22 protein-coding genes are annotated in these 26,810 nt (G+C 62.8%); 10 read left to right on the top strand and 12 right to left on the bottom strand.

Annotated features, from left to right (window positions below):
- Positions 1–4 precede the first annotated feature (4 nt).
- Positions 5–3,025, bottom strand: coding sequence for an isoleucine--tRNA ligase (ileS, locus tag PCJ21_RS12065; RefSeq protein WP_269931648.1), 3,021 nt, complete (start codon positions 3,023–3,025; stop codon positions 5–7).
- 231 nt (positions 3,026–3,256) lie between these two features.
- Positions 3,257–4,060, bottom strand: a complete 804-nt coding sequence (locus tag PCJ21_RS12060) for a MipA/OmpV family protein (RefSeq protein ID WP_269931769.1) — start codon at positions 4,058–4,060, stop codon at positions 3,257–3,259.
- A 200-nt stretch (positions 4,061–4,260) separates the two neighbouring features.
- Between PCJ21_RS12060 and PCJ21_RS12055 the strand changes: the two genes are divergently transcribed.
- A complete protein-coding gene (locus PCJ21_RS12055) occupies positions 4,261–4,818 on the top strand; it encodes an HdeD family acid-resistance protein (protein WP_269931647.1) in 558 nt (185 codons plus the stop codon).
- Between the two features lie 61 nt (positions 4,819–4,879).
- Here the strand turns inward: PCJ21_RS12055 and PCJ21_RS12050 are convergent, their stop codons facing one another.
- Complete coding sequence (locus PCJ21_RS12050) at positions 4,880–5,863, bottom strand: bifunctional riboflavin kinase/FAD synthetase (RefSeq protein WP_269931646.1); 984 nt, start codon at positions 5,861–5,863, stop codon at positions 4,880–4,882.
- Positions 5,864–5,871: 8 nt separating this feature from the next.
- Positions 5,872–6,732, bottom strand: coding sequence for a TIGR01459 family HAD-type hydrolase (locus tag PCJ21_RS12045; protein WP_269931645.1), 861 nt, complete (start codon positions 6,730–6,732; stop codon positions 5,872–5,874).
- A 265-nt stretch (positions 6,733–6,997) separates the two neighbouring features.
- On the opposite strand from PCJ21_RS12045, the gene PCJ21_RS12040 reads away from it, so the two are divergent.
- Complete coding sequence (locus PCJ21_RS12040; protein WP_269931768.1) at positions 6,998–8,968, top strand: pilus assembly protein TadG-related protein; 1,971 nt, start codon at positions 6,998–7,000, stop codon at positions 8,966–8,968.
- Between the two features lie 71 nt (positions 8,969–9,039).
- On the opposite strand, the gene PCJ21_RS12035 is transcribed toward PCJ21_RS12040, so the two are convergent.
- From PCJ21_RS12035 to PCJ21_RS12025, 3 genes are all read right to left on the bottom strand, one after another.
- The gene (locus PCJ21_RS12035; RefSeq protein WP_269931644.1) at positions 9,040–10,578 is read right to left on the bottom strand and encodes a DHA2 family efflux MFS transporter permease subunit; all 1,539 of its coding nucleotides are present in this window, start codon (positions 10,576–10,578) and stop codon (positions 9,040–9,042) included.
- Positions 10,579–10,701: 123 nt separating this feature from the next.
- Positions 10,702–11,844 (bottom strand): HlyD family secretion protein, encoded by a 1,143-nt coding sequence (locus tag PCJ21_RS12030; protein ID WP_269931643.1) that lies wholly within the window; start codon positions 11,842–11,844, stop codon positions 10,702–10,704.
- Entirely contained in the window at positions 11,841–12,311 is a 471-nt protein-coding gene (locus PCJ21_RS12025) for a MarR family winged helix-turn-helix transcriptional regulator (protein ID WP_269931767.1), read from the bottom strand. The genes PCJ21_RS12030 and PCJ21_RS12025 overlap by 4 nt, the downstream gene beginning before the upstream one ends.
- Positions 12,312–12,487: 176 nt before the next feature.
- Between PCJ21_RS12025 and PCJ21_RS12020 the strand changes: the two genes are divergently transcribed.
- The 3 genes from PCJ21_RS12020 to groL all read left to right on the top strand — a co-directional run bounded on the left by PCJ21_RS12020 (position 12,488) and on the right by groL (position 15,265).
- Positions 12,488–13,090, top strand: a complete 603-nt coding sequence (locus PCJ21_RS12020; protein WP_269931642.1) for a DsbA family protein — start codon at positions 12,488–12,490, stop codon at positions 13,088–13,090.
- Between the two features lie 159 nt (positions 13,091–13,249).
- Positions 13,250–13,546 carry a co-chaperone GroES gene (groES, locus tag PCJ21_RS12015; RefSeq protein WP_269931641.1) on the top strand — a complete coding sequence of 99 codons (297 nt, stop codon included), beginning with the start codon at positions 13,250–13,252 and terminating at the stop codon, positions 13,544–13,546.
- A gap of 66 nt (positions 13,547–13,612) precedes the next feature.
- A complete protein-coding gene (gene groL / locus PCJ21_RS12010; protein WP_269931640.1) occupies positions 13,613–15,265 on the top strand; it encodes a chaperonin GroEL in 1,653 nt (550 codons plus the stop codon).
- 297 nt (positions 15,266–15,562) lie between these two features.
- On the opposite strand, the gene PCJ21_RS12005 is transcribed toward groL, so the two are convergent.
- Complete coding sequence (locus PCJ21_RS12005) at positions 15,563–16,996, bottom strand: patatin-like phospholipase family protein (RefSeq protein ID WP_269931639.1); 1,434 nt, start codon at positions 16,994–16,996, stop codon at positions 15,563–15,565.
- A 208-nt stretch (positions 16,997–17,204) separates the two neighbouring features.
- On the opposite strand from PCJ21_RS12005, the gene fumC reads away from it, so the two are divergent.
- The 3 genes from fumC to PCJ21_RS11990 all read left to right on the top strand — a co-directional run bounded on the left by fumC (position 17,205) and on the right by PCJ21_RS11990 (position 19,742).
- On the top strand, positions 17,205–18,602 hold the full coding sequence (gene fumC / locus PCJ21_RS12000) for a class II fumarate hydratase (protein WP_269931638.1): 1,398 nt from the start codon (positions 17,205–17,207) through the stop codon (positions 18,600–18,602).
- A gap of 159 nt (positions 18,603–18,761) precedes the next feature.
- Positions 18,762–19,187, top strand: a complete 426-nt coding sequence (locus tag PCJ21_RS11995) for a DoxX family protein (protein ID WP_269931637.1) — start codon at positions 18,762–18,764, stop codon at positions 19,185–19,187.
- Between the two features lie 141 nt (positions 19,188–19,328).
- Positions 19,329–19,742, top strand: a complete 414-nt coding sequence (locus tag PCJ21_RS11990; RefSeq protein WP_269931636.1) for a DoxX family protein — start codon at positions 19,329–19,331, stop codon at positions 19,740–19,742.
- Here the strand turns inward: PCJ21_RS11990 and ppx are convergent.
- Positions 19,735–21,267, bottom strand: a complete 1,533-nt coding sequence (gene ppx / locus PCJ21_RS11985; protein WP_269931635.1) for an exopolyphosphatase — start codon at positions 21,265–21,267, stop codon at positions 19,735–19,737. The genes PCJ21_RS11990 and ppx overlap by 8 nt on opposite strands.
- On the bottom strand, positions 21,267–23,471 hold the full coding sequence (locus PCJ21_RS11980; protein ID WP_269931634.1) for an RNA degradosome polyphosphate kinase: 2,205 nt from the start codon (positions 23,469–23,471) through the stop codon (positions 21,267–21,269). Before PCJ21_RS11980 ends, ppx begins: the two co-directional genes overlap by 1 nt.
- 204 nt (positions 23,472–23,675) lie before the next feature.
- On the opposite strand from PCJ21_RS11980, the gene PCJ21_RS11975 reads away from it, so the two are divergent.
- Entirely contained in the window at positions 23,676–23,924 is a 249-nt protein-coding gene (locus PCJ21_RS11975; RefSeq protein WP_269931633.1) for a zinc-finger domain-containing protein, read from the top strand.
- A gap of 7 nt (positions 23,925–23,931) precedes the next feature.
- Positions 23,932–25,152 (top strand): FAD-dependent monooxygenase, encoded by a 1,221-nt coding sequence (locus tag PCJ21_RS11970; RefSeq protein WP_269931632.1) that lies wholly within the window; start codon positions 23,932–23,934, stop codon positions 25,150–25,152.
- On the opposite strand, the gene PCJ21_RS11965 is transcribed toward PCJ21_RS11970, so the two are convergent.
- A complete protein-coding gene (locus PCJ21_RS11965; RefSeq protein ID WP_269931631.1) occupies positions 25,110–25,808 on the bottom strand; it encodes a TIGR02117 family protein in 699 nt (232 codons plus the stop codon). The two genes, PCJ21_RS11970 and PCJ21_RS11965, sit on opposite strands and share 43 nt — an antisense overlap.
- A 182-nt stretch (positions 25,809–25,990) precedes the next feature.
- Positions 25,991–26,794 carry an amino acid ABC transporter ATP-binding protein gene (locus tag PCJ21_RS11960; RefSeq protein WP_109574548.1) on the bottom strand — a complete coding sequence of 268 codons (804 nt, stop codon included), beginning with the start codon at positions 26,792–26,794 and terminating at the stop codon, positions 25,991–25,993.
- Positions 26,795–26,810: the final 16 nt, after the last annotated feature.

Below are 26,810 nucleotides of genomic sequence, written 5' to 3'. Positions count from 1 at the left end.
CCCGTCAAATGCGGCCAAGCGCCTGCAATTCATGCAGCGTCGCCGCATCGCGGGCCGAGACGTCGGCGAAAGCCGCGTCAGACCCGACATCGGCGGTGTAGCGCCAGGACCGCGCGCACTTGACCAGACCGCGGTCCTCCGCCTTTTCGACGACGACGGCGACACCCGGAACCTCGCGGAGAGCGAAGGCAGCGGCCGGCACGTCGCCGTGCGAGATGACGAGATCGCTGGTGATGCTGATCTCGGCCAGGTCGATGCCATCGAGAGCTGCCTCGAGCACGGCGTCGGTCATGTAGACGACCGGCACTGCTTCCAGCGACGAACCGATGGTCTTCTTGGCCCGTTCCAGCTCCAGAGCCCCCGTCACCACGCTGCGCACCTGGCGAACCTTGCGCCATTTCTCGGCCAGCGCCTCGTCGCGCCAGGCGGCCGGCACCCCTGGGAACTGCTCGAGATGAACCGAGACAGCCTCGGGGTTGCGCTCGAGCCATGCCTCTTCGGTGGTGAAGGGCAGCATTGGCGCCAGCCACTTGACCAGGCAGTCGAACAGTTCGCGCACGACGTGGACGGCGGCCTTGCGGCGGGTGCTCGACGGCGCGTCGCAGTAAAGCACGTCCTTGCGGATGTCGAAGTAGAAGGCCGAGAGCTCGACGACCATGAAGTCGATCAGCGCGCGGGTGATGCGCTTGAACTCGAACTCGTCGTAGCCCTTACGGACCAGCGCATCGAGTTCGGAGAGCCGGTGCAGCATCAGCCGCTCCAGTTCCGGCATCTCGGCAAGCGCCACCTGCTCGCCGTCGTCATGGGCGAGCGTGCCGAGCATCCAGCGGATGGTGTTGCGCAGCTTGCGGTAGGCGTCGATGTTGGTCTGCAGCACGTTCTTGCCGAGGCGCTGGTCTTCCCAATAGTCGGTGGTCATGACCCACAGCCGCAGGATATCGGCGCCCGACTGCTTCATGACGTCCTGCGGAACGACCGTGTTGCCGAGCGACTTGGACATCTTGCGGCCTTCCTCGTCCATGGTGAAGCCATGGGTGACGACCGCATTGTAAGGCGCGCGGCCGCGTGTGCCGCAGCTTTCGAGCAGTGACGAGTGGAACCAGCCGCGATGCTGGTCGGAGCCTTCGAGGTAGACGTCAGCCGGCCACTTGAGGTCCGGACGGTCCTCGAGCGTGAAGGCATGGGTCGAGCCCGAGTCGAACCAGACGTCGAGGATGTCCATGACCTGTGTCCACGGCTCGCCAGCGCGGTTACCCAGGAAACGCTCGCGTGCACCTTCGGCGAACCAGGCGTCGGCGCCTTCCTTTTCGAAGGCATCGACGATGCGGGCGTTGACCGCTTCGTCGATCAGCACGTTGCCGTCGGGGTCGGCGAAGATGGCGATCGGCACGCCCCAGGCGCGCTGGCGCGACAGCACCCAGTCGGGGCGATCCTCGATCATCGCGCGCAGGCGGGTCTGGCCGGCGGCGGGTACGAAACGCGTGTCGTCGATGGCCTGCAGCGCGCGGCTGCGCAGGGTCGTGCCGTCGCCGAGTTCCTTGTCCATGTGGACGAACCACTGCGGCGTGTTGCGGAAAATGATCGGCTTCTTCGAGCGCCAGCTGTGCGGATAGCTGTGCTTTAGGCGACCGCGGGCGAACAGGGCGTTGCGCTTGATCAGTTCGTCGATGACGGCCTTGTTGGCGTCGCCCTTCTTGCCGTGGTCGTCGATGACGCGGGCTGCGCCGCCTTCGCGATCGGGACCGAAGCCCGGCGCGTCCTTGGTCAGGAAGCCGGCATCGTCGACGGTGAAGGGGATCGAGGTGTCGATGCCGCGCCTGTGCAACGCGGCACTCGCATCCATCCAGGCATCAAAATCCTCGCGACCATGGCCGGGAGCCGTGTGCACGAAACCGGTACCGGCGTCGTCGGTGACATGGTCGCCAGCGAGCATCGGCACGGGGAACTCATAGCCGCCGCCAAAACCTTTCAACGGATGCGATAACACAAGCTTTCCAAGCTCTTCGCCGGAAACGCTGCGGATCAGATTCAACGTGATCTTGGCTTTGGTCGCAGCATCTTCGGCAAGAGCCGCGGCAAAGATCAGCTTCTCGCCCGGCTGTGGTCCGAAATCGTTCTCAGCGGCCATCACCTCATAGAGGCCATAAGCAATGCGCGGCGAATAGTTGACTGCCCGGTTGCCGGGAATGGTCCACGGCGTCGTCGTCCAGATCACGACATGGGCGCCGGCCAAGCTCTCTCCATCGACCACCAGATCGCTGACGTCACTGGCATCAACGTCGGTCCGACGAATATTCCTATCGAATTCCTTATGGAACTCTGACGGACGTAGCGAGTTATCTGCGCTCGCCACTGGGAACTTCACCCAGATCGTGTCGCTCTCGTAGTCCTGGTACTCGACCTCGGCTTCGGCAAGTGCTGTGCGCTCGACCACCGACCACATGACCGGCTTCGAGCCGCGATAGAGCTGGCCCGACTTCGCGAATTTCAGCAATTCGCCGGCGATGCGCGCCTCGGCGTGGAACGCCATGGTCGTATAGGGGTTCTTGAAATCGCCGACGACGCCGAGACGCTGGAACTCCTCGCCCTGGACCTTGATCCAGCCGGCGGCGAACTCGCGGCATTCCTTACGGAACTCGTTGATCGGCACCTCGTCCTTGTTCTGGCCGGCGGCGCGATACTTCTCCTCGATCTTCCATTCGATCGGCAGACCGTGGCAGTCCCAGCCCGGCACGTAGTTGGAGTCATAGCCGCGCATCTGAAACGAACGGGTGATGACGTCCTTGAGGATCTTGTTCAGCGCATGGCCGATGTGGATGTTGCCGTTGGCATAGGGCGGGCCGTCGTGGAGCACGTATTTCTCGCGGCCGGCGGCGCTTTCGCGCAGGCGCTTGTAGAGGTCCATCTTCTGCCAGCGGGCAACCGTCACCGGCTCCTTCTCGGGCAGGCCGGCGCGCATCGGAAACTCGGTCTGCGGCAGATATAAGGTCTTGGAATAGTCGATCTTTGCGGACGTATCGGTCATCTGTCTTGCCATCTTGCCCGGCAAAGCTGCCACGGGCGTTCAACTGTCGTGATGTGGAAAAGCGCCTGAAAGCGCGCAGGCAGAAACTCCCGGACTTGCGGACAGCCTCAGGCCGCCCGGAAGGCCGGGCCTGTAATTCGTATTGCGGTCGCGAAGACGGGCGCGAAAAATCTCATGGCCGCGCTTTTAGCGGAGCCGGAGCGCGGAATAAAGCGCCTAATTCAATCGGGATCAAAGGTTGAAGTCGAAGCGGTAGCTGGTCGACACGCCAACCGTCAGCTGATCGCGCGAGCCGCGCTCCTTGACGATCGAGGAATCGGCCGCCGGCCCCATCAGCCTGGAGTATTCCGTGAACAGGCTGGCGGTGACATTGTCCGTTGCCTTCCAGGTGATCGCGCCGCCGATGCCGGCCGATTTGACGCCGCCGCCCGGATCATACTGGCTAAGACCAGAAGCAGCGGATTCCTGTGCATTCACGCCATAGTAGGTGTCGAAATAGTCGTCCGTCGCAAAGGAAACGCGGGGGCCGCCGGACACGCGAATGGCTGGCGTGACGTCATGGAACGCATCGACGGCGATGTCGGCGACAAGACCGCTATGCGACCTGATACCATGACGGACCTCGGCGCGCGCGCGCATCCAGTCGGTGGGATAGAATTCGAAGAAGCCGCCGACCTCACCGCCCCAACGGACATCGTGCAGGCCTTCCAGCTCGTCTTCGGCGTCACGGCCAAAGATGATCTTGCCGGTGGCACCTGCCCTGACCACGCCGTCGTCGATCAGCGCCAGGGAGATGTTGTCATTGCGGGATGAGAAGCGGGTGTCATTGCCGGCCTTGCCGAGCGAGATGATCGGCTGGGCGCTGAACATGAATTTCTTGGAACCCTCGAAGCTCGGACCGACCATGCCGGTCGCGCCGAGCGTCAGGTACCAGTCGCCCTTGATCCAGCCAAATGCGCCGTCGCCGGCCATTGCCGGGCTAGCCACAAGCACGAGGGTAGCAGCCGCTACAGAATATCGACCGAAAAACAACATCATTTCCCCACGTACACAAAAATCACTCGCCGGCACAGCTTGGATTTGCTGCGAGTTCGGTAAAATTTGAATTAAATCGGAAATGTCTTTGTTGACGACCACAAGTTGAGAGCACTGGACGGACTCTCCTGACAGGGCTAGCGTCGGCACTGGCACAAAGCCACGCCTTTATCGTCAGCAATATCAAGGAGAAGGGAAACATGGCAATTTCCGATCAACTGCCCGCCGGAGACGTCGCCGCGCTGCGTTCCAAGTGGGGTTGGTTCGTATTCCTGGGCATCGCCCTCTTGGCACTTGGCGTTATCGCCGCTGGCAACCTTCTGGTTGCCACGGCGGCGTCGGTGTTCTTCGTCGGCGCGATGATGATCGTCGGCGGCATCGTCGAGATCATCCACGCATTCGGCGTGAAAAGCTGGGGCACCTTCTTCTGGTGGCTGCTCAGCGGCATCTTGTACCTGGTGGCTGGCTACCTGGCCTTCGCCAACCCGATGCTGGCGGCAGGCATCATGACGCTGTTCCTGGCCATCGCCCTGATAGCCTCGGGCTTGCTACGCATCTGGGTCGGCTTCACCGGCAAGGGACTTCAGGGCTGGGGCTGGGTTGTCGCAGGCGGCGTGATCACCGTGATCGCCGGCCTGATCATCTCCAGCGGCTGGCCGGTCAACAGCCTGTGGATCCTCGGCCTGTTCCTGGCGATCGACCTGATCTCCCAGGGCGTTGCCAACATCGCCTTCGGCTTCGGCCTGAAGCGGGCTTGATCTGCAGGCAGGGACGGAATGGACACGCCGCGCATTTGGGCGCGGCGTATCCGGTATCGAGCTAGAAGGCGACGGCCTGATCCAGTTGGGAAAGCGGGCGCACGCCCGAAAGCAGCGCCCTGGCCTCCTCTTCGTCGCGCTTCATCTGGACGACCAGCGCATCGAGGCCTTCGAACTTCACTTCGCCGCGCAAATAGCCGAAGAACGACACCGAGGCGATTTCGCCATAGAGGTCGCCGGTAAAGTCGAAGACGAAGGTTTCGAGCAACGGCGCACCATTGTCGTCGACAGTCGGCCGGCGGCCGAAACTTGCGACACCGTCGTGCAAGGTGCCATCGGCACGACGGAATCGAACAGCATAAATCCCCTCCTTCAGTGCGGCTTCGGGCGACAGCCGCATGTTGGCGGTAGGAAAGCCGAGCGTGCGGCCAAGCTTGGCGCCGCCGACCACTTCTGCCTCGACCGTATAGCGATAACCGAGCAGGCCGGCTGCCTCCGCCGCCTCGCCTTCGGCGAGCAGCAAGCGGATACGGCTCGACGAGACGATCTCGGCGCCCTCGTCGCGGAAGGCGTCGACCAGCGTGACGCCAAAACCGAGCCGCTCGCCGGCAGCCATGAGGAATGCCGGCCCGCCCTGGCGGTTCTTGCCAAAGTGGAAGTCGAAGCCGGTCACGGCATGGCTGATGCCGAGGCGGCGCTCGAGGACGCCGGTGACGAAATCCTCGGCCGAAAGACTGGCAAACTCACGCGTGAAGGGGATCTCGATCACACCGTCGAAACCGAGCGCTTCGATCAATCGCGCTTTGACATGCGGCGGCGTGAGCACGAAGAGCGGTACATCCGGCTGAAAAACCTTGCGCGGGTGCGGCTCGAAGGTCAGCACGAGCGCCGGCACGCCCAGGCGGCGCGCCTCTTCCAGTGCGCGTTCCAGCACCGACAGATGGCCGCGATGGATGCCGTCGAAATTGCCGATGGCCACGACGCCGCCACGCAACCGTTCCGGAACCGTTTCCCCACCCGAGACGCGAAGAAATGCCTTTTGCATGGCGACGACTACCGAAGCCTCGGAATGGTGGCGACCGGCGAATAGCCGTGCTTTTCGAGAAACGCCGCCAGCCTGTGCGGATCGGGCGCATGCGCTTCGCCGTAGTCGCGGGCATGGATGCCGCCCGACACATAGAGCACGTCAATGCCATTGTCGGCGGCGCCCTTCACGTCGGTGAACATGCCGTCGCCGATGGCAAGCGCATCAGCCCTGGCGACATCGTGACCAAGCACCTCCGACGCCGCTGCCAGCGCCGCCTCGTAGATCGGCCTGTGCGGCTTGCCGGAGACAAGCGTGCGGCCGCCGAGCAATCCGTAGTCACGCGCCAGCGCGCCGGCGCACCAGATCATCTCGTGTCCGCGTTCGACAACGATATCGGGGTTGGCGCAAATGAACGGCAGATTTCGCGCGCGCAGCCGCCGCAGCATCTCGGCGTAGTCGGCGGGCGTTTCCGTCTCGTCGTCAAACAGCCCGGTGCAGACCACGCAAGAGGCCTCGAACTCCTCGACCAAGTCGATGTCGAGACCGTCATATATCGGATAGTCGCGCTCGGGGCCGACGTGGAAGATGCGTCGCGGGCCAGAGCGGATCAGATCGCGGGTGACGTCGCCTGAGGTGACGACCCTGTCCCAGGCCGTGGCCGGAACGCCCAAGGTCGCCAACTGGGCGATGACGCCCTCGCGCGGACGCGGCGCATTGGTGATGAGAACCACGGCGACGCCCTTGTCGCGCGCGGCCGCAAGTGCGGCTGCGGCTTCAGGAAAAGCGCTGACGCCGTTGTGAATGACGCCCCAGACATCGCAAAGCAGCGCCTTGTAGCGACCGGTAAGCGCTTCAAGCGACGCGATTGATTGGGGCAAGCCCGCCATTGTTCATCCTCAGATCGATCCCACAGGGGAAAATCCGGCCGGGCGGCCGAGCAGTCCGGAATTATCCGAACCCGCCTCGCCTGTCACGACCTTTCGGCCACCGATATGCGGCCAGCGCATTCCGCGGCTCGTTCGTCCGCCCATGGCAAGTGGGCGATTTGGTTACCGTCCCACTAAATGGCGAGCGAGAGTTCTCGTTATTTCAGGAACTCGAAATTTAAATGTTTGTGAGATCGTTGCCAGATTGCGCTGGGGGCATCATCACATGATCCGCAATTTCCTGAGGGACACCCGAGGCAACTATGCAGTCCTGGCGGTAATCGCGATGGTGCCCATCATGGGCGCGCTTGCGCTGGCGGTCGATTACGCCGAAGTGTCGCGGCAGCGCGAGGCAACGCGGAACGCCCTGGACGCAGCGAACATGGCGGTCGCACGCCAGATGCTGCAGGGCACGTCGGACGAACCGACGCTCAAGCGTTTCGCCGAAGATTTCTTCAAGGCCAATCTGGGACCTGTCAGTCCGGCGAATGCACCGCTTACGGTGACGTTTCCGGCCAACAATTTTGGCGGCGGCACGCTGAAGCTGGAAACCAACCTGAAATACAAACCGATGTTTCTGCCGGTTGCCGCGGCTTTGCTCAACCAGTCGAGCAAAGACGTAGATCTTAGCTTCCACGTCATTTCCGAGGTCCGCCTCAAGAACACGCTCGAAGTCGCACTTGTGCTCGATAACTCAGGCTCCATGGCCTATCTGGGTTCCGGCACAGGGCAAAAGCGCATCGACCTGCTGAAGGCCGCCTCCAAGCAGCTCGTGGACAAGATGGCGGATCAAGCCGCCGCGATGAAACAGATAAATGAGCCGGTGCGCTTCGGCCTCGTGCCATTTGCTGCGGCCGTCAACGTCGCTCCTGACACCGACGACCAATCCTGGCTGGACACGGAGGGGCTGTCCCCTATCCACCATGAGAATTTCGATTGGTCGAAAATGACGGCGGCAAATGCTCCGTTGCTCGGCAACAGATACGCCGAGTTCTCGGGCGGCACCTGGCGCAAGCGGGGTACCGGTTGGGGCGATACGGTTGGCCAACCGCTCACCCGCTTTAGCCTCTATCAGGACATGGTCGCGCAGACCGACCGTGAAGAAATCCCGAATACCAAGCGCCGTGTCTGCAAGAAATCCAGCAGCAAGTGCGACAGCTACACCTACGAGCCGGACTACGAATACACAATCGCCCAGTACACCAGTTGGCAGGGTTGCGTGGAAGCCAGGCCAGCGCCCTACAACAACAATGACGCACCAGCTTCGAAGACCGAGCCGGCAACCCTGTTCGTGCCAATGTTCGCGCCTGACGAAGCCAAGCATCTTTGGCGCGACCTGGACAACGACAATATCTACGACCTGAATGGAGACAGTTTCGACTACTCCAATAACTGGTGGGCGGATTGGGAAGATTCCGACGCCACCTCGCGCCAGCGCGACGTGAGAAAATATTTCCGCGTCAAGCCCTACGATGCCTCGCCGGCCGGATCGGGCGCCGGGCCGAACCTTTCCTGCACCACAAATCCAATCACGCCGCTTGCGGATGTCAGCGTCCAGGAGGGCAGATCGGCGATCAAGGCCGCCATTGACGACATGGCCCCGAGTGGAAACACAAATGTTCCTGAAGGCACCGCCTGGGGTTGGCGGGTCGTTTCCAGCGGGCCGCCTTTCACCAACGGGCGGAAGGACGGCGAACGCGGCAACGACAAAGTCGTCATCGTCCTGACGGATGGCGCCAACACATACACCGACCTGGGCAACACGGACGCAGGTTACGCCAAGAACAGGTCAACTTACGCAGCCTATGGCTACACCGGACAGAGCTACGATGGGACCGGTGTCACAAGGATGTTCTTGGGGACCAGTTCGTCTGTCGGCAAGACCAACTACACCGCCTCCAATTACCAGGCGGCCATGGACGAGCAAATGCAGGCGGTCTGCGCGAACGCAAAAGGCCCGAAGGCGCGCAATGAACAAGGTGCAGGCAACGACAGCGTCATCGTCATGACTGTGGCGCTCGATCTGAGCCCGAGCAAGGATGACGAGAAGAAGGCGATCGAAGCGCTGAAAAGCTGTTCGTCCTATTCCCGGACAACGGTTGGCAAGAAGCTGTTCTGGAACGCCACCGGCGCCAACCTGATGCAGGTGTTCAAGGAAATCGCCGACGAACTTTCCAACCTGCGCATCGTCAGCTGACGCCAGCTCCTGCAATCACACGGCCGCCGCCGTTTCCGCGGCAGCGGCCTCGCTTCTTCCTGCTGCCGTCCTCAATCCATATGCACGGCAGGCGCGCCGCCTGACACTTGCGCCCTGGGCTTGCGCAAGAGCAGAGCGAGAGGAATGGCGCACAGTGTGACGATCATCATCAGCTTGAAGTCGTCGATGTAGGAGATCATCAGCGACTGCACGTTGACCAGCCCGTCGATCTGGGTCAGCGCCGTCGGGTCGCCGGCGGCGGCTCCGGGCGACAGCGCCGCGAGGTTCGGATTGTAGGGCGTGATGTTCGTCGACAGCTCGGCATGATTGATCTGGATGTTGCGGGTCAAAACCACCGAGACGATGGAAATGCCGATCGACGAGCCGATGTTGCGCACGAGGCTGAACAGGCTCGCGGCGTCGGTGCGGTATTGCGGCGCAAGCGTCGCAAACGAGATCGTCGACAGCGGCACGAATACCAGTCCGAGCCCGAGCCCCTGGAGGACCCCGGTCCAGATGATCAGGTAGTCGTCCATCTGCGGCGTGAAACCCGTCATGTAATAAAGCGACGTCGCCGTGAAGACGAGGCCGGTGACCACCAAGACACGGGCGTCGATGAGGCGGATCAGCCGGCCGACAAGCAGCATCGAGATCATGGTGCCGACACCGCGCGGCGCCATCACCAGGCCGGTGGTGATGGTCGGATAGCCGTATATGCGCGACAGCATCGGCGGCAACAGCGCCATGCTGGCCAGAAGGATCACGCCGATCACGAAGATGAAGACCAGGCCGGTCACGAAGTTGCGGTCGGTGAAGATCCTGGGATCGATGAAGGTGTTGCGCGAGGTCATCATGTGGACCGCAAAGACCCAGAATCCGGTGATCGACAGGCCGAGTTCGATCCATATCTCCGCTGACGAGAACCAGTCGACCTCGCCACCGCGATCGAGCATCAGTTGCAGCGCACCGACGCCAAGCGACAGCATGGCGAAGCCGAAGAAATCGAACCCGCGCAACCGTTTGGCGACCGCAGGCAGGAAGGCCGCCGAGCCGAGGAAGGCTGCAATGCCGACAGGCAGGTTGATGAAGAACACCCAACGCCAGTTGAAGCTCTCGGTCAGCCAGCCGCCGAGCGTCGGACCGATGATCGGACCAACCATGATGCCGGCGCCCCACAGCGCCATGGCCTGGCCGTGGCGCTCCTTGGGGTTGATGTTCAGGAGGAAGGTCTGGCTCAGCGGCACGATGGCCGCGCCGAACACGCCCTGCAGCAGGCGGAACAGCACCATGGACTCGAGGTTCCATGATATTCCGCAGAGCATCGAGGCAACGGTGAAGCCGACCACCGAGGTCAGGAACAGCTGCTTTGCGCCGAGCCGGTCGGCCATCCAGCCGGTCAGCGGCGTCATGATGGCGGCGGCGACGATATAGGACGTCAGGACCCAGTTGATGGTGTCCTGGGAGGCGCCGAGATCACCCACCATCGACGGCAAGGCAACGTTGGCAATGGTGGTGTCGAGCACCTGCATCACCGTCGCCAGCATGATGGAGATGGTGATCAGGCCGCGGTGCGGCACATCGGTGAGTGACTTTTCAGCTGACTGGCTCATGGGAGCGACCTTGAAAGACCATTGTCTGGTCGTCAGGCGGCGACCGGAGATATGCCCTGCACGGTTCGGCCGCAAGCGGCCGGACCGTCAGGAAAACACGCGCGAGCTGGAGGGCTTGCGCTCTTACTCAGCGGCCACGGCGTGGCCGAAAACCGAACCAAATCCACGCGAAACGCCAGTGTCGATGGTTACGGTTGCGCTCATGCCGGTGCGCATCGCCAGTTCGGCGGCGGCATCGTCGAGCTTGATGCGAACCGGAATGCGCTGGGTGACCTTGACCCAGTTGCCGGTAGCGTTCTGTGCAGGCAGCAGCGAGAACTCAGCGCCGGTGCCGGCGCCGATCGCCTCGACCGTGCCGCGGAAGGTGCGGTCCGGATAGGTGTCGAGCACGATCTCGGCTTCCTGGCCCGGCTTGATGTGGGTCAGTTGCGTTTCCTTGAAATTCGCCTCGACCCACGAGTCATCGGTTTCCACCAGGCTGAACAGCGCGGTGCCGGTGCCAACGAACTGGCCGACCTTGAACGATGCGGCCTGCGAAACGACGCCGTCGGCCGGTGCACGAACCGTGGTCTGCGCCAGGTTGAACGCAGCCTTGTCGCGCATTGCCTGCGCCGACAGGACCGTCGGATGCTGGTCGGTCGCAATGTCGGGATTGCCGCCGAGCGCGGCCTTCGCGCTGACGATGCCCTGAGCGGCCACGCCATGCAGCTGCCTGGCCTTGTCGAGATCCATGCGGGCTTCGTCGAGCGACGACTTGGTGTTGACGCCCTTGGTGACCAGATCGTCACTGCGATCGAACTGCGACTGGGCATATTCGAGCCCGGATGCCGCGACCCGCTCCTGGGCGACCGCCTGGCTGTAGGCGGCGCGCAACTGCTCGACATTGAGGCGCGATGTGGCCAACGCCGCATCGGCCTGGGCCAGAGCGATACGATATGGCTCGGGATCGACCTCGAACAGCACGTCGCCGGCCTTGACCAGCGTGTTGTCCGCGACCGCCACCTTGGTGATGCGCCCCGGCGTTTCGGAAGCGATGCTCACCCTGGCCTGGCGCAGATTGGCGTTTTCGGTCTCTTCGTAGCGGCCGCCTGTCACCCAATAATAACCACCGCCAACAACCAGCGCCACGGGCAAGGCAGCCATCAGCACGAAGCGGCCGCGCCTTTTGGGCGCGGGCTTGGCCGCAGGTACCGGCTGTGGCTGGCTGGCAGGGGTCTCGAGTTCGACCTTCTCGCTGTTCTCGTTCACTTTCGCCACCGCGTTCATTTCATTGCCTCTTTCAAACAGTTCGGCTCGGCGGTGTCACCCGCGGAAAGGTTGTCGACGATCACACGCAGGCCGTGGATCGTTGCCTGCCGTTCGTCCGGCGTCAGTCCAGTGAGCGCACGCTCATAAACATCTCCGGCTACGGCCTTGATCTTGGTGAAGACATCACGGGTCTTGTCGGTCGGGAAGACCATGCGCACGCGCCGGTCGCTCGTTCCCTGGCGACGTTCGACCCAGCCGGCCTCTTCCATCCGATCCAACAATCGCGACACGCTGATCGGTTCAATTTCAAGAAGCTCGGCGAGACGCGCCTGCGCCACGCCCTCCTCCTTGATGAGCCGAACCAACAGCCGCCATTGCGCCGCCGACAGGCCATATTCGCTGCCGCGCTGCTCAAACGTGCGCCGCATCAACCTGGCCGCGTCGTGGATCAGGAAACCCAACCTATCTACACCTTCGTTATTCATGAGCCGCATATATTATAAGCATGCTCACCATTCAAGGCTTTTTTTGCAGTGCGGCATAACCAGGCAGATCACATTGTCGCGCCAATCCAGGGCGATTAAGGCAGCGTTAAGCACCACCGCCGAGAATCGCTGAAAGGCTGCCCATGTCAGACGAAACGCCCCTCCCTCGCCGCCCCATGAGCCGCAGACTGGTGCTGCAGGCCGCCGTCGGCATGGGTGCGCTTGCGGTGGCACGTCCCGGCTGGACGGCGATAATGCCAACCGTCGACGAAGTTGCCCGCGATCCCGAGTTGCCCGCGCTGGGCAATGCGGACGGCGATGTGACCATCGTCGAGTTCACCGACTACCAGTGCCCTTACTGCAAGCTGAGCTTCCACCAATTGTCGGAGGTGATGAAGGAGGACACGGGCATCCGCCTCGTCCTGCGCGACTGGCCTATATTCGGCGAAGTATCGCGCAACGCGGCCCTTCTTACCCTCGCGGCCAACGGCCAGGGGCGCTATGCCGACGCGGTCCACGGACTGATGGCCAACCACGACCGCCTAACCTTCCGCCGAACGGCCGACCTTCTCGGCGAGGCGGGCGTCGATGTGAAGCTGGCGCGACAGCACCTCGACGCACAGGGCGACAGGCTGGCCCAGTTGCTCTCCCGCACCGATGCACAGGCCAGTGCCTTCGCACTCCGGGGGACACCTGGATTTCTCATCGGAAATGCGCTCTACAAGCGCGGCATGACGGCGGACGACTTCCGCCAGGCAATCGCCAAGGCGCGGGCATAATCGCCCACATTTTCCTGCCGTCACGCCATTGTCGTTCCCTTGACAGTATATGGGTGAACTACTATTTCAGCGGCACGTTAGCACTCGCCTGAAGTGAGTGCTAACCAAGTCCGGCTCGACCGGACCGAGGGTTCTCAACAGTTCACCGAGGAAGTTCAAATGGCACAGTCGAAGTTCCGCCCGCTTCATGACCGCGTGGTCGTTCGCCGGGTTGAATCCGAATCCAAGACCGCCGGCGGGATCATCATTCCCGATACGGCCAAGGAAAAGCCGCAGGAAGGCGAAATCGTCGCCGTCGGCACGGGCGCTCGCGACGAAGCTGGCAAGCTGGTCCCGCTGGACGTCAAGGCCGGCGACCGCGTTCTGTTCGGCAAGTGGTCGGGCACCGAAGTGAAGCTCAATGGCGAAGACCTTCTGATCATGAAGGAATCCGACATCATGGGCATCATCGGCTAATCGCCGTTCCCATTCGCACCATCCAATCTGAAATTCGGGCCTTAAAGGCCCATCGAGGAGCTTAAAATGGCTGCCAAGGAAGTAAAGTTCTCCCGTGACGCCCGCGAGCGCATGCTGCGCGGCGTCAACATCCTCGCTGACGCGGTCAAGGTGACCCTCGGCCCGAAGGGCCGCAACGTCGTCATCGACAAGTCGTTCGGCGCCCCGCGCATCACCAAGGACGGCGTTACCGTCGCCAAGGAAATCGAGCTTGAAGACAAGTTCGAGAACATGGGCGCCCAGATGGTCCGCGAAGTTGCTTCGAAGACCAACGACATCGCCGGCGACGGCACCACGACGGCGACCGTTCTGGCCCAGGCCATCGTTCAGGAAGGCCACAAGTCGGTTGCCGCTGGCATGAACCCGATGGACCTGAAGCGCGGCATCGATCTGGCCGTGGCTGAAGTCGTCACCCACCTCGTCAAGAGCTCGAAGAAGATCAAGACTTCGGAAGAAGTCGCTCAGGTCGGCACCATCTCGGCAAACGGCGAGAAGGAAATCGGCACGATGATCGCCGAGGCGATGCAGAAGGTCGGCAACGAAGGCGTCATCACGGTTGAAGAAGCCAAGACCGCCGAGACCGAGCTCGAAGTCGTCGAAGGCATGCAGTTCGACCGCGGCTACCTCAGCCCCTACTTCGTCACCAACCCCGACAAGATGGTCGCCGAGCTGGAAGACGCTTACATTCTCCTTCACGAGAAGAAGCTCTCCAACCTCCAGGCCATGCTGCCGGTTCTCGAAGCCGTCGTGCAGACCTCCAAGCCGCTCGTCATCATCTCTGAAGACGTCGAAGGCGAGGCTCTGGCCACGCTCGTCGTCAACAAGCTGCGTGGCGGCCTGAAGATCGCTGCCGTCAAGGCTCCGGGCTTCGGCGATCGCCGCAAGGCCATGCTGGAAGACATTGCCATCCTCACCGGTGGCCAGGTCATCTCGGAAGATCTCGGCATCAAGCTCGAAAACGTTGGCCTGAACATGCTCGGCCGCGCCAAGAAGGTGTCGATCTCCAAGGAGAACACCACCATCGTCGACGGCGCCGGCAAGAAGGCCGAGATCCAGGGCCGCGTTGCCCAGATCAAGCAGCAGATCGAAGAGACCACGTCGGACTACGACAAGGAGAAGCTGCAGGAACGTCTCGCCAAGCTGGCAGGCGGCGTTGCCGTCATCCGCGTTGGCGGTGCGACCGAGATCGAAGTCAAGGAGCGCAAGGACCGCGTCGACGACGCGCTGAACGCAACCCGTGCAGCCGTTGAAGAAGGCATCGTTCCTGGCGGCGGCGTGGCTCTGCTGCGTGCTTCGCTCGCGATCACCGCGACCGGCGAAAACTCCGATCAGCAGGCTGGCATCAACATCGTCCGTCGCGCTCTGCAGGCTCCGGCCCGCCAGATCGCTTCGAACGCTGGTGCGGAAGCGTCGATCGTTGCCGGCAAGATCCTTGAAAACAAGGGCGCGACGTTCGGCTACAATGCACAGACCGGCGAATACGGCGACATGATCGCTTTCGGTATCGTCGATCCGGTCAAGGTCGTTCGCACGGCACTTCAGGACGCGGCTTCGGTCGCCGGCCTGCTCGTCACCACCGAAGCCATGATCGCCGAAGCTCCGAAGAAGGACTCCGGCGCTGCAGGCGGCATGCCCGGCGGCATGGGCGGCATGGGCGGCATGGGCGGCATGGACTTCTAAGAAGTCCAACAAGCACGCCCATGAACTTCGGTTGCTCAAGCCCGCGAGCGGGCTTGAGTGGCGGCATGGACTTCTAAGTCCAGCTTCCCGGAAGCTTACGGAAAGGGCGCCTTCGGGCGCCCTTTTTGCATTCCAAGACAAGCAAAAGAAAATCATGCAGCACCCGGAACCAAACCCGACCTGCCGCGTTGTGCTGATGTCCCAGGTATCCGGAAGGAGAAATCCCAAGGAAAACCGAAAGACAACAGGACGCCTCCAGCACGTTAAGCGGTGCGGGAGGCGTTCTGCTATCTCGGCCTATTCGGCAGCGGCGACATAGCTTGGAACGCCGGCGTGGCGCCTGATCTCGGCGACCGCCGCTGCGATGTTCTGGTTGCCGCGCAATGCCCGCCTGCCCGCCTCGATGGTCAGATCCACCTCATCCTCCGGCAGTTTCAGGCGCGTCGGGACACGGTTCAGCTTGGCGCGCATGGCTGCGTCGACATCGTGGAACGAGATCAACTCGATCACCAGATCAACGTCCCGACAGTTCCAGCCGGAGAGAGTCCCCCGCAGCCGCCTGACTTCGGACAACGGCAGGCCGCAGCGGAAGCGCACGAGTTCGTCCTTCCAGTTGTCGGTCGCCAGCTTGAGCGCGTCGAATTCGTTGCGGACCAATGACGAAATCGTCGTGGCGGTAACCGCGCTCAACAGCGGCACGATCGTCGGGCCGCCGATGGTCTCCCCCCAGCTTGCGGTGGTCGACTGCCCGGCGTCGGCAACGATGAAGATGAACTTGCGCAGCTTGACCGCCCCTGCCGGCGACAACGGGCCGTAGGGCGTCTGCGCCGACAAGCGCTCGATGGTGAAGCCGGTCACGCCGATGTTGTCGGTCAGGCCGCCATCGAGCAGCTTCACATAATCGAGGTCGTCTGTCTTCTGGTAGGATTCGAGCGCACGCGCATAGGAACGCAGCCGCATCGAAACACCGGGCGCCTCCAGCGCACTGGTCAGCCATTTCGGCTGCCTGTAGCTGCAGTTGGGGTCGCTTGCAGAGACCACAAGCGGCGCGAAGGCCACCGGAACAGCCGCCGAAGCCGCCACAGCGTCAGACAGGCGGACTTTGTCGAGGTCGCTGCACAGGGCGGCAAACGTGTCATAGGTGAACAGGAATGGCGTGCGGTTGTAGACGTCGGACGCATTGATCCAAACCACCGGCGCATCGGAGCGATCGAGCGCCTCGAATGTAGCGCCGTCGAACAGATTGTCATCGAGCCAACGCGGAAATCCCTGGCGGTCGTTGACGCCGCCATTGTAGGCACGCGCAAGATTGACCGGCGAAAGTCGCATGCGCAGATAGGCCTCGCCGTCCTTGAGCAGGAACCGCTCGCGCAAATCCTGATAGCCGTCCCGCCCCTTGTAGCCGAAATAGGTTGCCGTAACCGCGCCGCCCGAGGCGCCGGAGATCATCCTGATGTCGTCGACGAGCGTTCGCCGCTCGGGCTGCATGTCGATGACCATCTCGTCGAGTTCGCGCAGGACGCCGTAGGAGAATGCCGCCGCCCTGGTTCCACCGCCGGAGAAAGCTAGCCCGACAACGGTCGAACCGTCGTCGGAAGGCTCGGGGATGAACTCTTCGGAATCGCGGCCGACGACGGATACAAGCTGGTTGATCGGACCGACATCGCCGCTGACGCAACTGGTGGACAGCAAGGCGCAGGCGAGCGCGACGCTTGAACTAAAAACCCTCACGCCATCCCCCTGGCACTCGCACTTACGGTGGCGAGCTTACCCATATTGCGGAGGCAGGGCAAACCAGCACGGCCTTTGCGGCGACGCCGACCGCAACATAGAAATCATTGAACCGATTAGGATTCCGTATGGCCTCAATCTCCGCTTGATGCCTTTGGTGCAACGCGATAGGCCGATGCCCGAAACGAGATTTTTCGGAGACCTGATCGTGACAGCCCAGAAGACCAGAACCGAGACCGACACCTTCGGACCAATCGAGGTTGCTTGCGACCGCTATTGGGGCGCGCAGGCGCAACGCTCTCTGGGCAACTTCAAGATCGGCTGGGAAAAGCAGCCGCTGTCGGTCGTGCGGGCGCTCGGCATCGTCAAGCGCGCTGCAGCTGAAGCCAACATGGCCCTCGGCCGCCTCGACCCCACGGTCGGCAACGCCGTTGTTGCCGCCGCCCAGGAAGTCATCGACGGCAAGCTCAACGACCACTTCCCGCTCGTCGTCTGGCAGACCGGCTCTGGCACGCAGTCGAACATGAACGCCAATGAGGTGATCTCCAACCGCGCCATCGAGATGCTGGGCGGCGAGATGGGCTCGAAGAAGCCCGTGCATCCCAACGACCACGTCAACATGAGCCAGTCGTCGAACGATACCTACCCGACGGCCATGCACATTGCTTGCGCCGAGCGCATCGTCCACGACCTTCTGCCGGCGCTCCAGCACTTGCATGCCGCGCTGGCCCAGAAGGCCAAGGAGTTCGACCACATCATCAAGATCGGCCGCACCCACACCCAGGATGCGACGCCGCTGACGCTCGGCCAGGAGTTCGGTGGCTATGCAGCCCAGGTCGCCTCGTCGATCAAGCGCATCGAACTGACCCTGCCCGGCCTGCAGGAACTCGCCCAGGGCGGCACCGCCGTCGGAACCGGCCTCAACGCCCCCATCGGCTTTGCCGAGAAGGTCGCCGAAAGCATCGCCGCGATCACCGGCATCGCCTTCGTCACCGCACCGAACAAGTTCGAGGCACTGGCCGCCCACGACTCGATGGTGTTCAGCCATGGCGCGATCAATGCGGCCGCAGCCGCGCTGTTCAAGATCGCCAACGACATCCGCTTCCTCGGTTCAGGCCCGCGCTCGGGCCTCGGCGAACTGTCGCTGCCGGAAAACGAACCCGGCTCGTCGATCATGCCGGGCAAGGTCAACCCGACGCAATGCGAGGCGCTGACCCAGGTCTGCGTGCAGGTGTTCGGCAACAACGCCGCCCTCACCTTCGCCGGCAGCCAGGGCCATTTCGAGCTCAACGTCTACAATCCCGTCATGGCCTACAACTTCCTGCAGTCGGTGCAGCTGATGGCGGACGCGGCAGTCTCCTTCACCGACAACTGCGTCGTCGGCATCGAGGCGCGCGAGGACAACATCAAGGCAGCGCTCGACCGTTCGCTGATGCTGGTCACGGCACTTGCGCCGACCATCGGCTACGACAATGCCGCCAAGATCGCCAAGACCGCGCACAAGAATGGCACGACGTTGCGCGACGAAGCGCTAGCGACGGGCTTGGTCAGCGCTGAAGACTACGATCGAATCGTTCGTCCCGAGGACATGACCCGTCCGGGCTGATAGCTACTGCCAAGATTTGGCGCTGCGCTTGTGCGGGAAGCGTGGCGCCAACTGCAAAACCATTCTATTGGTGAACGATCTGTCGACACATTCGCACCTTTAGTGAACAGTCGAATTCCGCTAGGTGTTGGGCATCGAATTTCAACGGAGCCCATCCCAATGTCGAACGCTTCCATCACCGCTTCAAAGACTGCCCTCAGCACCAATGCCTCGGCCCTCACGCTCGTCGGCCGCGTCTTGCTGTCGATCATCTTCATTCTCGCAGGCTTCGCCAAGCTGACCGCCATTTCCGGCACCGCCGGCTGGTTCGCCAGCCTCGGCCTGCCCGCTCCGACCGCGACCACCGTCGTCATCGGCCTGGTCGAGCTGCTCGGCGGCCTGGCTATCCTGGTCGGCTTCCAGACCCGCATCGCCGCGATCGTGCTCGCAGTGTTCACGCTTACCGCAACCGGTATCGCGCATCTCGACTTCGCCGATCAGGTACAGGTGATGTTCCTGCAGAAGAACCTCGCCATCGCCGGTGGCCTGTTCGTGCTCGCGGCCTTCGGCGCCGGCGCACTTTCGGTCGACGGCCGCCGCGCATAATCGAAACAGTCGCCTCCCAAGAAGAGCCCGGGCTTGTCCCGGGTTTTTTTGTATCTGCGCCAGCCGGCCACATCTCCCGCCGACTGATGACTTTCGCAACGGCCCAGCGCATCCTCCGCCTTCGATGGAGGGAAGACGCCAATGCTCAAAGGCCTGGTTCTGCTCGCAGCCCGACTGCTCATCGCCGTGCTGTTCGTTCCCGCCGGCGTCAGCACGCTGACCAATATTTCGGGATCGGCCGGCTACTTCGCCGGTTTGGGCCTGCCGCTCCCTACGCTGCTTGCGATCGTCGTCGGGCTGATCGAGCTGCTCGGCGGCGCGCTTGTGATGGTCGGTTTTCAAGTGACGCTGGTGTGCGCCGGCCTCGCGCTCTTTGCGGTGGCAGCCGGCTTCATCGGTCACTACGGCCAGGGCGGCGGCGACCCGGCGCTGACCTTCATGCACCAGCAGGCGCTGATGAAGGACATCGCCATATCCGGCGGACTGCTCGCGCTGGCAGCGGCCGGTGGTGGCGCGTTGTCGCTCGACCGGATATTCGGGCGGCGGCCTATTTGACCGATATGCTCGGACCGCCCTCGACGGCCAGCACCAGCTTGCGGCCAGTGACTTTGGCCAGCTGCGCGAGGCGGCCTGCCGGGCGCTCGCCGTAGAGCTCGCTGAACTCGGCCGGGATGACCAGCGCAAGGACGCCGTCGCGCTCTTCCCAGCGCAGCTTGGGCATGACACCGGGCATCGAGGCGGACAGCAGGTAGACGACACGCATCATCGCACCCAGGATGCGGGCGCGTTCGAGATAACGCGGCGTGGCCAGCTCCTTCAGCTCCGGCGCGTAGCTGTCGTTGAAGACGCCGTCATGCCGGAACAGGTTGGCCAGCGCGAGGAAGGCGCGGCCGGGATGGTCGACGCCGATGAACGAGGCGTGAGCAATGATGTTGAGCGACTGCCTGCCGCGATACTCGGGGTGCGCGCGCCAGCCAATGTCGGCAAGCAAGCATGCCGCGTGGCGGTAGCGCGCCTCCTCGTCGGTCTCGTCGATGCCGAAGGCGGCAAACGACTTGCGCGTCCACTCCGTCAGTTCATGGGCATGCAGCACCGAGCGCGCCCGCAGCAGGGCAAGCTCCTCGGCTGCGGAGATCAGCGGATCGGCGCGTCTGTCGTCTTCGTCGAGCAGCGAATAGAGAAAGCCTTCGCGCACGCCGAGGGCGGAAACGACAATCTTCTCGGGCTTCATCGCCGCGATGATTTCCTGCAGCACAAGCGCGCCATAGGGCAGCAACGAACGACGGTTCTTCGAAACGCCTTCGATGCCCTTGATCTTTTCAACTTCGCCGCGCGCCACCTGACGCAGGAACGGCGAGAGTGTGCCAGGGTCCATCTGGTAGTGATGCATCACTTCCAGCGGGTAGTTGGTGGTGTTCATGTGCAGCCGGGCGAGATTTCGCCAGGTGCCGCCGACGGCATAGAAGGTGCGCCCCTGCCCGCCCTGCAACAGCTTGGCGCGGGCCAGTTCGGCATGGGCGATCCTGGTCGCCTGCACGAGCGAGCCCTTGGCCATGTCCTGCAGCCGCAGGCCGCCCAGCGGCAGGGTGATGCCATCGCCGATCTGTTCGCCCTTGACGTCGACAAGCTCGAGACTGCCGCCGCCGAGGTCGCCGGCGATGCCATCGGCCGGATGGAATGCGGAGATGACGCCCATGGCCGAGAAATAGGCTTCCTCGCGACCGGAGAGCACGCGTATCTCGGTCCCGAGGATCTGCTCGGCGCGATGGATGAAGTCCGGACCGTTCACGGCTTCGCGGGCCGCGGCTGTCGCCAGCACATACATCTTCTCGGCGCCAGCCTGTTCGGACAGAGCCCGGAAGCGGCGGAACTCCTCCATCGAGCGCGTCACGGCCTCGGCGTCGAGCTTGCCGGTCGAGACGATGCCGCGGCCAAGACCGGCCAGCATCTTTTCGTTGAACAAAAGGGTCGGCGAACGCGCCAACCCTTCATAGACGACAAGACGAATGGAGTTCGAGCCGATATCGATGATCGACAGCGGTCGGCGGTCCTTGAGCCGGCCCTGCGAAAGAGCCGCCATCAGTTGGACGCCGCCTCGGCCTTCTTGCGGCGTTTGAACTGGGCGATGCGCCTGGGCGCATGAGATTTCAGCGCGTCACCCCGTCCGGAAAGGCTCGGATTGGTCATGAAATATTCCTGCGCGTTGAACGGCTCTTCACCCTCGTCCAGCGTCACGCGCCGCGAGGTACCATCCGCCAATACTTCGAAACTTTGCTGGTTGTCCATGATGTTTCCCAGCATGACCTGGCCAAGCACCTGCTCGTGTACAGTCGGAATGGTGATCGGCACCATGCACTCGACGCGTCGGTCGAGATTGCGCGGCATCAGGTCGGCCGACGAAATATAGACGATCGCTTCGTCCGAAGGCAGGCCATGGCCGTTGCCGAAACAATAGATGCGGCTGTGCTCGAGGAAGCGGCCGACGATCGACTTGACGCGGATGTTCTCCGACAGACCCGGCACCTGCGGCCTGAGGCAGCAGATGCCGCGCACGACGAGATCGATCTCCACGCCGGCCCGGCTGGCGTCGTACAGCGCATCGATGATCGCCGGGTCGACGAGCGAGTTCATCTTCATCCAGATCTGCGCCGGACGGCCGGCACGCGCATGCTCGACCTCGTCGGCGACGTGCTTGAGGATGCGGCTTCTGAGCGTGTAGGGCGACAGCGCGATGCACATCTCTTCCGCCGGCTCGGCATAGCCGGTGATGAAATTGAATATCTGCGCGACGTCGCGGGCAATCATCGAGTCGGTGGTGAAGAACGACAGGTCGGTGTAGATGCGCGCGGTGATCGGGTGATAGTTGCCGGTGCCGAGATGCACGTAGTTGCGCAACCGGCCGTCCTCGCGGCGCACCACGAGCGACATCTTGGCGTGCGTCTTCAGCTCGAGGAAGCCGAATACCACCTGCACGCCGGCGCGCTCGAGATCGCGGGCCCAGCGGATGTTGGCTTCTTCGTCGAAGCGCGCCTTGAGCTCGACCAACGCCGTCACCGACTTGCCGGCCTCGGCGGCGTCGATCAGGGCGCGCACGATCGGGCTGTCGTTGGAGGTGCGGTACAGCGTCTGCTTGATCGCCACGACCTCGGGATCCATCGCCGCCTGACGCAGGAACTGCACCACCACGTCGAACGATTCATAGGGGTGATGGACGACGAAGTCCTTCTCGCGGATCGCCGCGAAGCAGTCGCCGCGATGGTCACGGATGCGTTCGGGGAAGCGCGGGTTGAAGGGCGGGAACTTGAGATCGTCGCGCGGCACGGCGACAATCTCCGAGATCTGGTTGATCGCCAGCGGTCCGCTCAGCACACTGACCCGGTTGGCCGAGACGCCAAGTTCGCCGGCGACGAATTCGCGCAGTTCCGACGGCATCTGGCTGTCGAATTCGATGCGGATCACCGAACCGCGACGCCGGCGCTTGAGCGCGGTTTCAAACAGTCGGACCAGGTCCTCGGATTCTTCCTCGACCTCGATATCGCTGTCGCGGATGATCTGGAACGTACCCGAGCCCTTGACCTCATAGCCGGGAAACAGCTTGCCGATAAACAGGTTGACCGTTTCTTCGATCGGAATGAAGCGGACGGCGCGCTTGCGGTCCGGCAGGCGGATGTAACGGCGCAAAGCCACCGGCAAGCGCAACAGCGCGGTCATTTCCTCGCCGTTCTTGCGATGCCTCAGCTGCAGGGCGATGGAAAAGCCGAGATTGGGGATGAACGGGAACGGGTGCGCCGGATCGATCGACAGCGGCGTCAGGACCGGAAAGACCTGCCCCATGAAGTGCTCTTCGAGCCACTTCTTCTCATCCTTGGTGAGGTCGCCGGCCGAAATCGTCTCGATGCCTTCGAGCTTGAGCAGCTCGAGCAGGCTCGACAGGCTCTTTTGCTGATCCTCCTGAAGCCGCTCGACCTCGAGCAGCAACTGCTCGAGCTGCTGTTCCGGCGTCCGTCCGTCCGGGCTTCTGACGGCAATGCCCTCGCGCACCTGGCCGGCAAGGCCGGCGACGCGGACCATGAAAAACTCGTCGAGATTGCCGGCCGAAATCGAAAGGAAACGAACGCGTTCCAGCAATGGATGGTTCGGATTCTGCGACTGCTCGAGAACGCGCCGGTTGAACTGGAGCCAGGAGAATTCGCGATTGACGAAACGGTCCGGGTTGCCGTCGGCACTATCGGTCGGCGACTTGTCGTTTACGAAATCGGTATGGACCGGCCTCAACTGATTCATGGCAACCCTTCCACTGCAGCGTTCCGCCGCTTATCCGGCTCAACTTATCCTCTGACAGGCAATTGCGACAGTTTCATTTCAGCATCTTGCAAACCCGCCGCTTATGATACAAACGCTGTCGAATTGCGGCGCCGCGCATCCCTGTGGACGCGCCTACGGCGCCGTGGCATTCATGCGCGAAATTCCTCAGAAGGGAAAAACACCATGGCCGGCGGCTCCATCCCCCACTTCCAGAACGATGCTGGACATGCCGTGATCGAGATCGGCGTGAAGGAATTCATGTGCGTTGGCGCGAACCCGCCCTTCGATCACCCGCATGTGTTCCTCGACATGGGCGCCGACTCAGAAAAGGTCTGCCCCTACTGCTCGACGCTGTTTCGCTATTCGCCTTCTCTGAAGGCCACCGAGACCCAGCCGGCCGGTTGCCTGTACGTCGTCGACCGGGCTGCCTGACAAAGCCATGCAAAAGCGACAGGTCGTCATCGCCGGCGCCGGTATCGCCGGCCTGACCGCCGCGCTTTCATTTGCCAGACACGGGTTCGCGGTTCGACTCTACGAACGTTCGCCGATCCTCGAGGAGGTCGGCGCCGGGCTGCAACTGTCGCCCAACGCCACCCGCATACTTGATCGGCTTGGCGTCCTCGACATCGTCAGCCCGGCCACTGTACGCCCTGACGCGGTGGTGCTGCGCGAAGCAACAACCCTCGCCATGCGCGCGCATGTGCCGCTGGGTACTATCGGCGAACGCCGCTGGCATGCGCCCTATCTGGTTGCCCATCGCGCCGATCTTCAGAGCGCCCTGCTGGCGCGCGTTGCCGGTGACAATTTCATCGAGATCGTGACCGGGGCGACCGTCGCCAACGTCGAGCCGAACGACGACGGCGTTGTCTTGTCGATCGACCAGGGCGGCATCGTCTCAACCACGCAAACGCCGCTGTTTGTCGGCGCCGACGGGGTCTGGTCGCAGACCAGGCGATTGGTCGGCCCTAACGAAAAGAGCCGCTTTGTGGGCCAACTGGCCTGGCGAACGACGGTACCAACGGACAGCGAGGCTGGCCGCGGCTTTGCCGGGTTCGGTTCGCTCGGTGCGGTAACCACGTTCCTGCATTCAGGGTTCCATCTCGTCGCCTACCCGATCCGCGCCGGCAGCGCGATCAATCTTGCCGCCTTCACGCCGGGGACCGCCATCGCCGAGCAATGGTCGGGAGAAACCGACGCCGGGGCTCTGGAACGCGCCGCCGCAGGCGCGGCGCCTGCCCTGTTGGAAGTGATCAGGCAAGCAGGCCCCTGGACGGTCTGGCCGCTGCACACCGTGGATGCGTCCAGGCCATGGAGCACGCCATCGGGCATCGTCGTCATCGGCGACGCCGCCCATGCGATGACGCCGTTTGCGGCGCAAGGCGCGGCGATGGCCGTTGAAGACGCATTTACGCTTGCCGATGCGGTCGCTGCGGCGCGGAAGCCGGCCGAGGCCCTACCTCAATGGGAGACGATGCGCCGCCACAGGGTTACCAAGGTCGCCCGGCGCGGAGCGCTCAATCAGTTTGCCTGGCATGCAGCCGGACCGGTGGCCCTGGCGCGCAACCTGTTCCTCAAGCTGAAATCGCCGCAAGGCCTCGCCGCCGACCTCGACTGGCTTTATGGATGGACGCCGCCTGGCTGGTCGGACGAACGGTTGTAAAGATCCAGCGACCAGCGCAGTGACACCGGCAACGGGTTCCACCACCCCGTGGTGAGTCCTGCTTGTCGCAAGGCTGCGGCAGTCCAGGTGTTGCAGCCGGCAAGGGCCGTGAACCTGCCATTGGCCTCAAAGAATGCATCGTTGGCGCCATAGCCAGCGCCGGCGATCCTCAGAACGCCGCGGCCGTCGCGCTGGAAACTGGCAGACATGAAATCGAGCATCGCGGCGAATCCGTCTTGCCCTACGTCGAAACGTTGAACGGCGGGATGGCGCGGATCGATATCGCCTGCCACGTCGACATGCATGGCGGACTCGTCAAGCGTCAGCGCAGTCGCCAGCGGGCCGGCCTTGAGCTCCGACCATGTCGGTGTCTGCAGGTAGAAGGCGCGACTGCCCCAGCCGAACACCAGGTAGCGTGCACCCGCCACATCGAGTGGAAGGCCTTCGCCGAGGAGGAAGCCGAACGTCGCCAGCGTCTCATCGTCAATCGGCACCGCGATATCGGTGTGGATCGGATTGGTGAGAACCAGGATATGGCGCGGGGTGCCGCCGGGCTCGGCAGTGCTAAACAATGGTCTCGGCAACAGCGTGCCAAGGGCGAGCGCGGCGCATGCCAGCGCCACGGCAAGACCGAGGAAACGCAGTAGTCTTTTCACCTCGCCGCCTTCTCCATGGGACCGATATGAAAAGACCCGGCTTTACCGGGTCTTTTCGCATATTCGGAGCAGATGGCTGCTAGAGCGCCGTGCGTCCGAATGGACGCACAAAGGACGCTCTAACTTACTGAGTTGGCGCATCGTGCTTTCCGAAAATCGGGTCCGATTTTCGGGCCGATGCGCTAGTGCAGGATCTGGCTGAGAAACAGCTTGGTGCGCTCATGGCGCGGATGGTCGAAGAATTCGGCCGGCGTGTTCTCCTCGACGATCTGGCCCTGATCCATGAAGATCACGCGATTGGCGACCTTGCGCGCAAAGCCCATCTCGTGGGTCACGCACAGCATGGTCATGCCTTCTTCGGCGAGGCCGACCATGGTCTCCAGAACTTCCTTGATCATTTCCGGATCGAGCGCCGAAGTCGGCTCATCGAACAGCATGATACGCGGGTTCATGCACAGCGACCGCGCGATGGCGACGCGCTGCTGCTGGCCGCCCGACAACTGGCCCGGATACTTGTTGGCCTGCTCGGGGATCTTGACCCGGCGCAGGAAGTGCATCGCCTGCTCCTCGGCCTGCTTCTTCGGGGTCTTGCGTACCCAGATCGGCGCCAGCGTGCAGTTCTCGAGGATCGTCAAATGCGGGAACAGGTTGAAGTGCTGGAACACCATGCCGACTTCGCGGCGGACCTCGTCGATCTTCTTCAGATCGTTGGTCAGTTCCTTGCCATCAACGATGATCTTGCCCTTCTGGTGCTCCTCCAGGCGATTGATGCAGCGGATCATTGTCGACTTGCCGGAGCCGGAAGGTCCGCAAATGACGATGCGCTCGCCACGCATGACGCGCAGATTGATGTCCTTGAGGACGTTGAACTCGCCATACCACTTGTGCATGCCGACGATGTCGATGGCCACATCCGTGTCCGAGATGTGCATCTTGGCGCGATCGACCTTTATTTCGTCTGCGCTGACTGCGTTTTCGATGGCCATAGGCCTCTCCCCTGTA

The sequence above is a fragment of the Aminobacter sp. HY435 genome (genome assembly GCF_027568395.1).
GTDB lineage: Bacteria > Pseudomonadota > Alphaproteobacteria > Rhizobiales > Rhizobiaceae > Aminobacter.
Note: the sequence above shows the minus strand (reverse complement) of the source record. Positions and strands in the feature narration are given on the sequence as shown.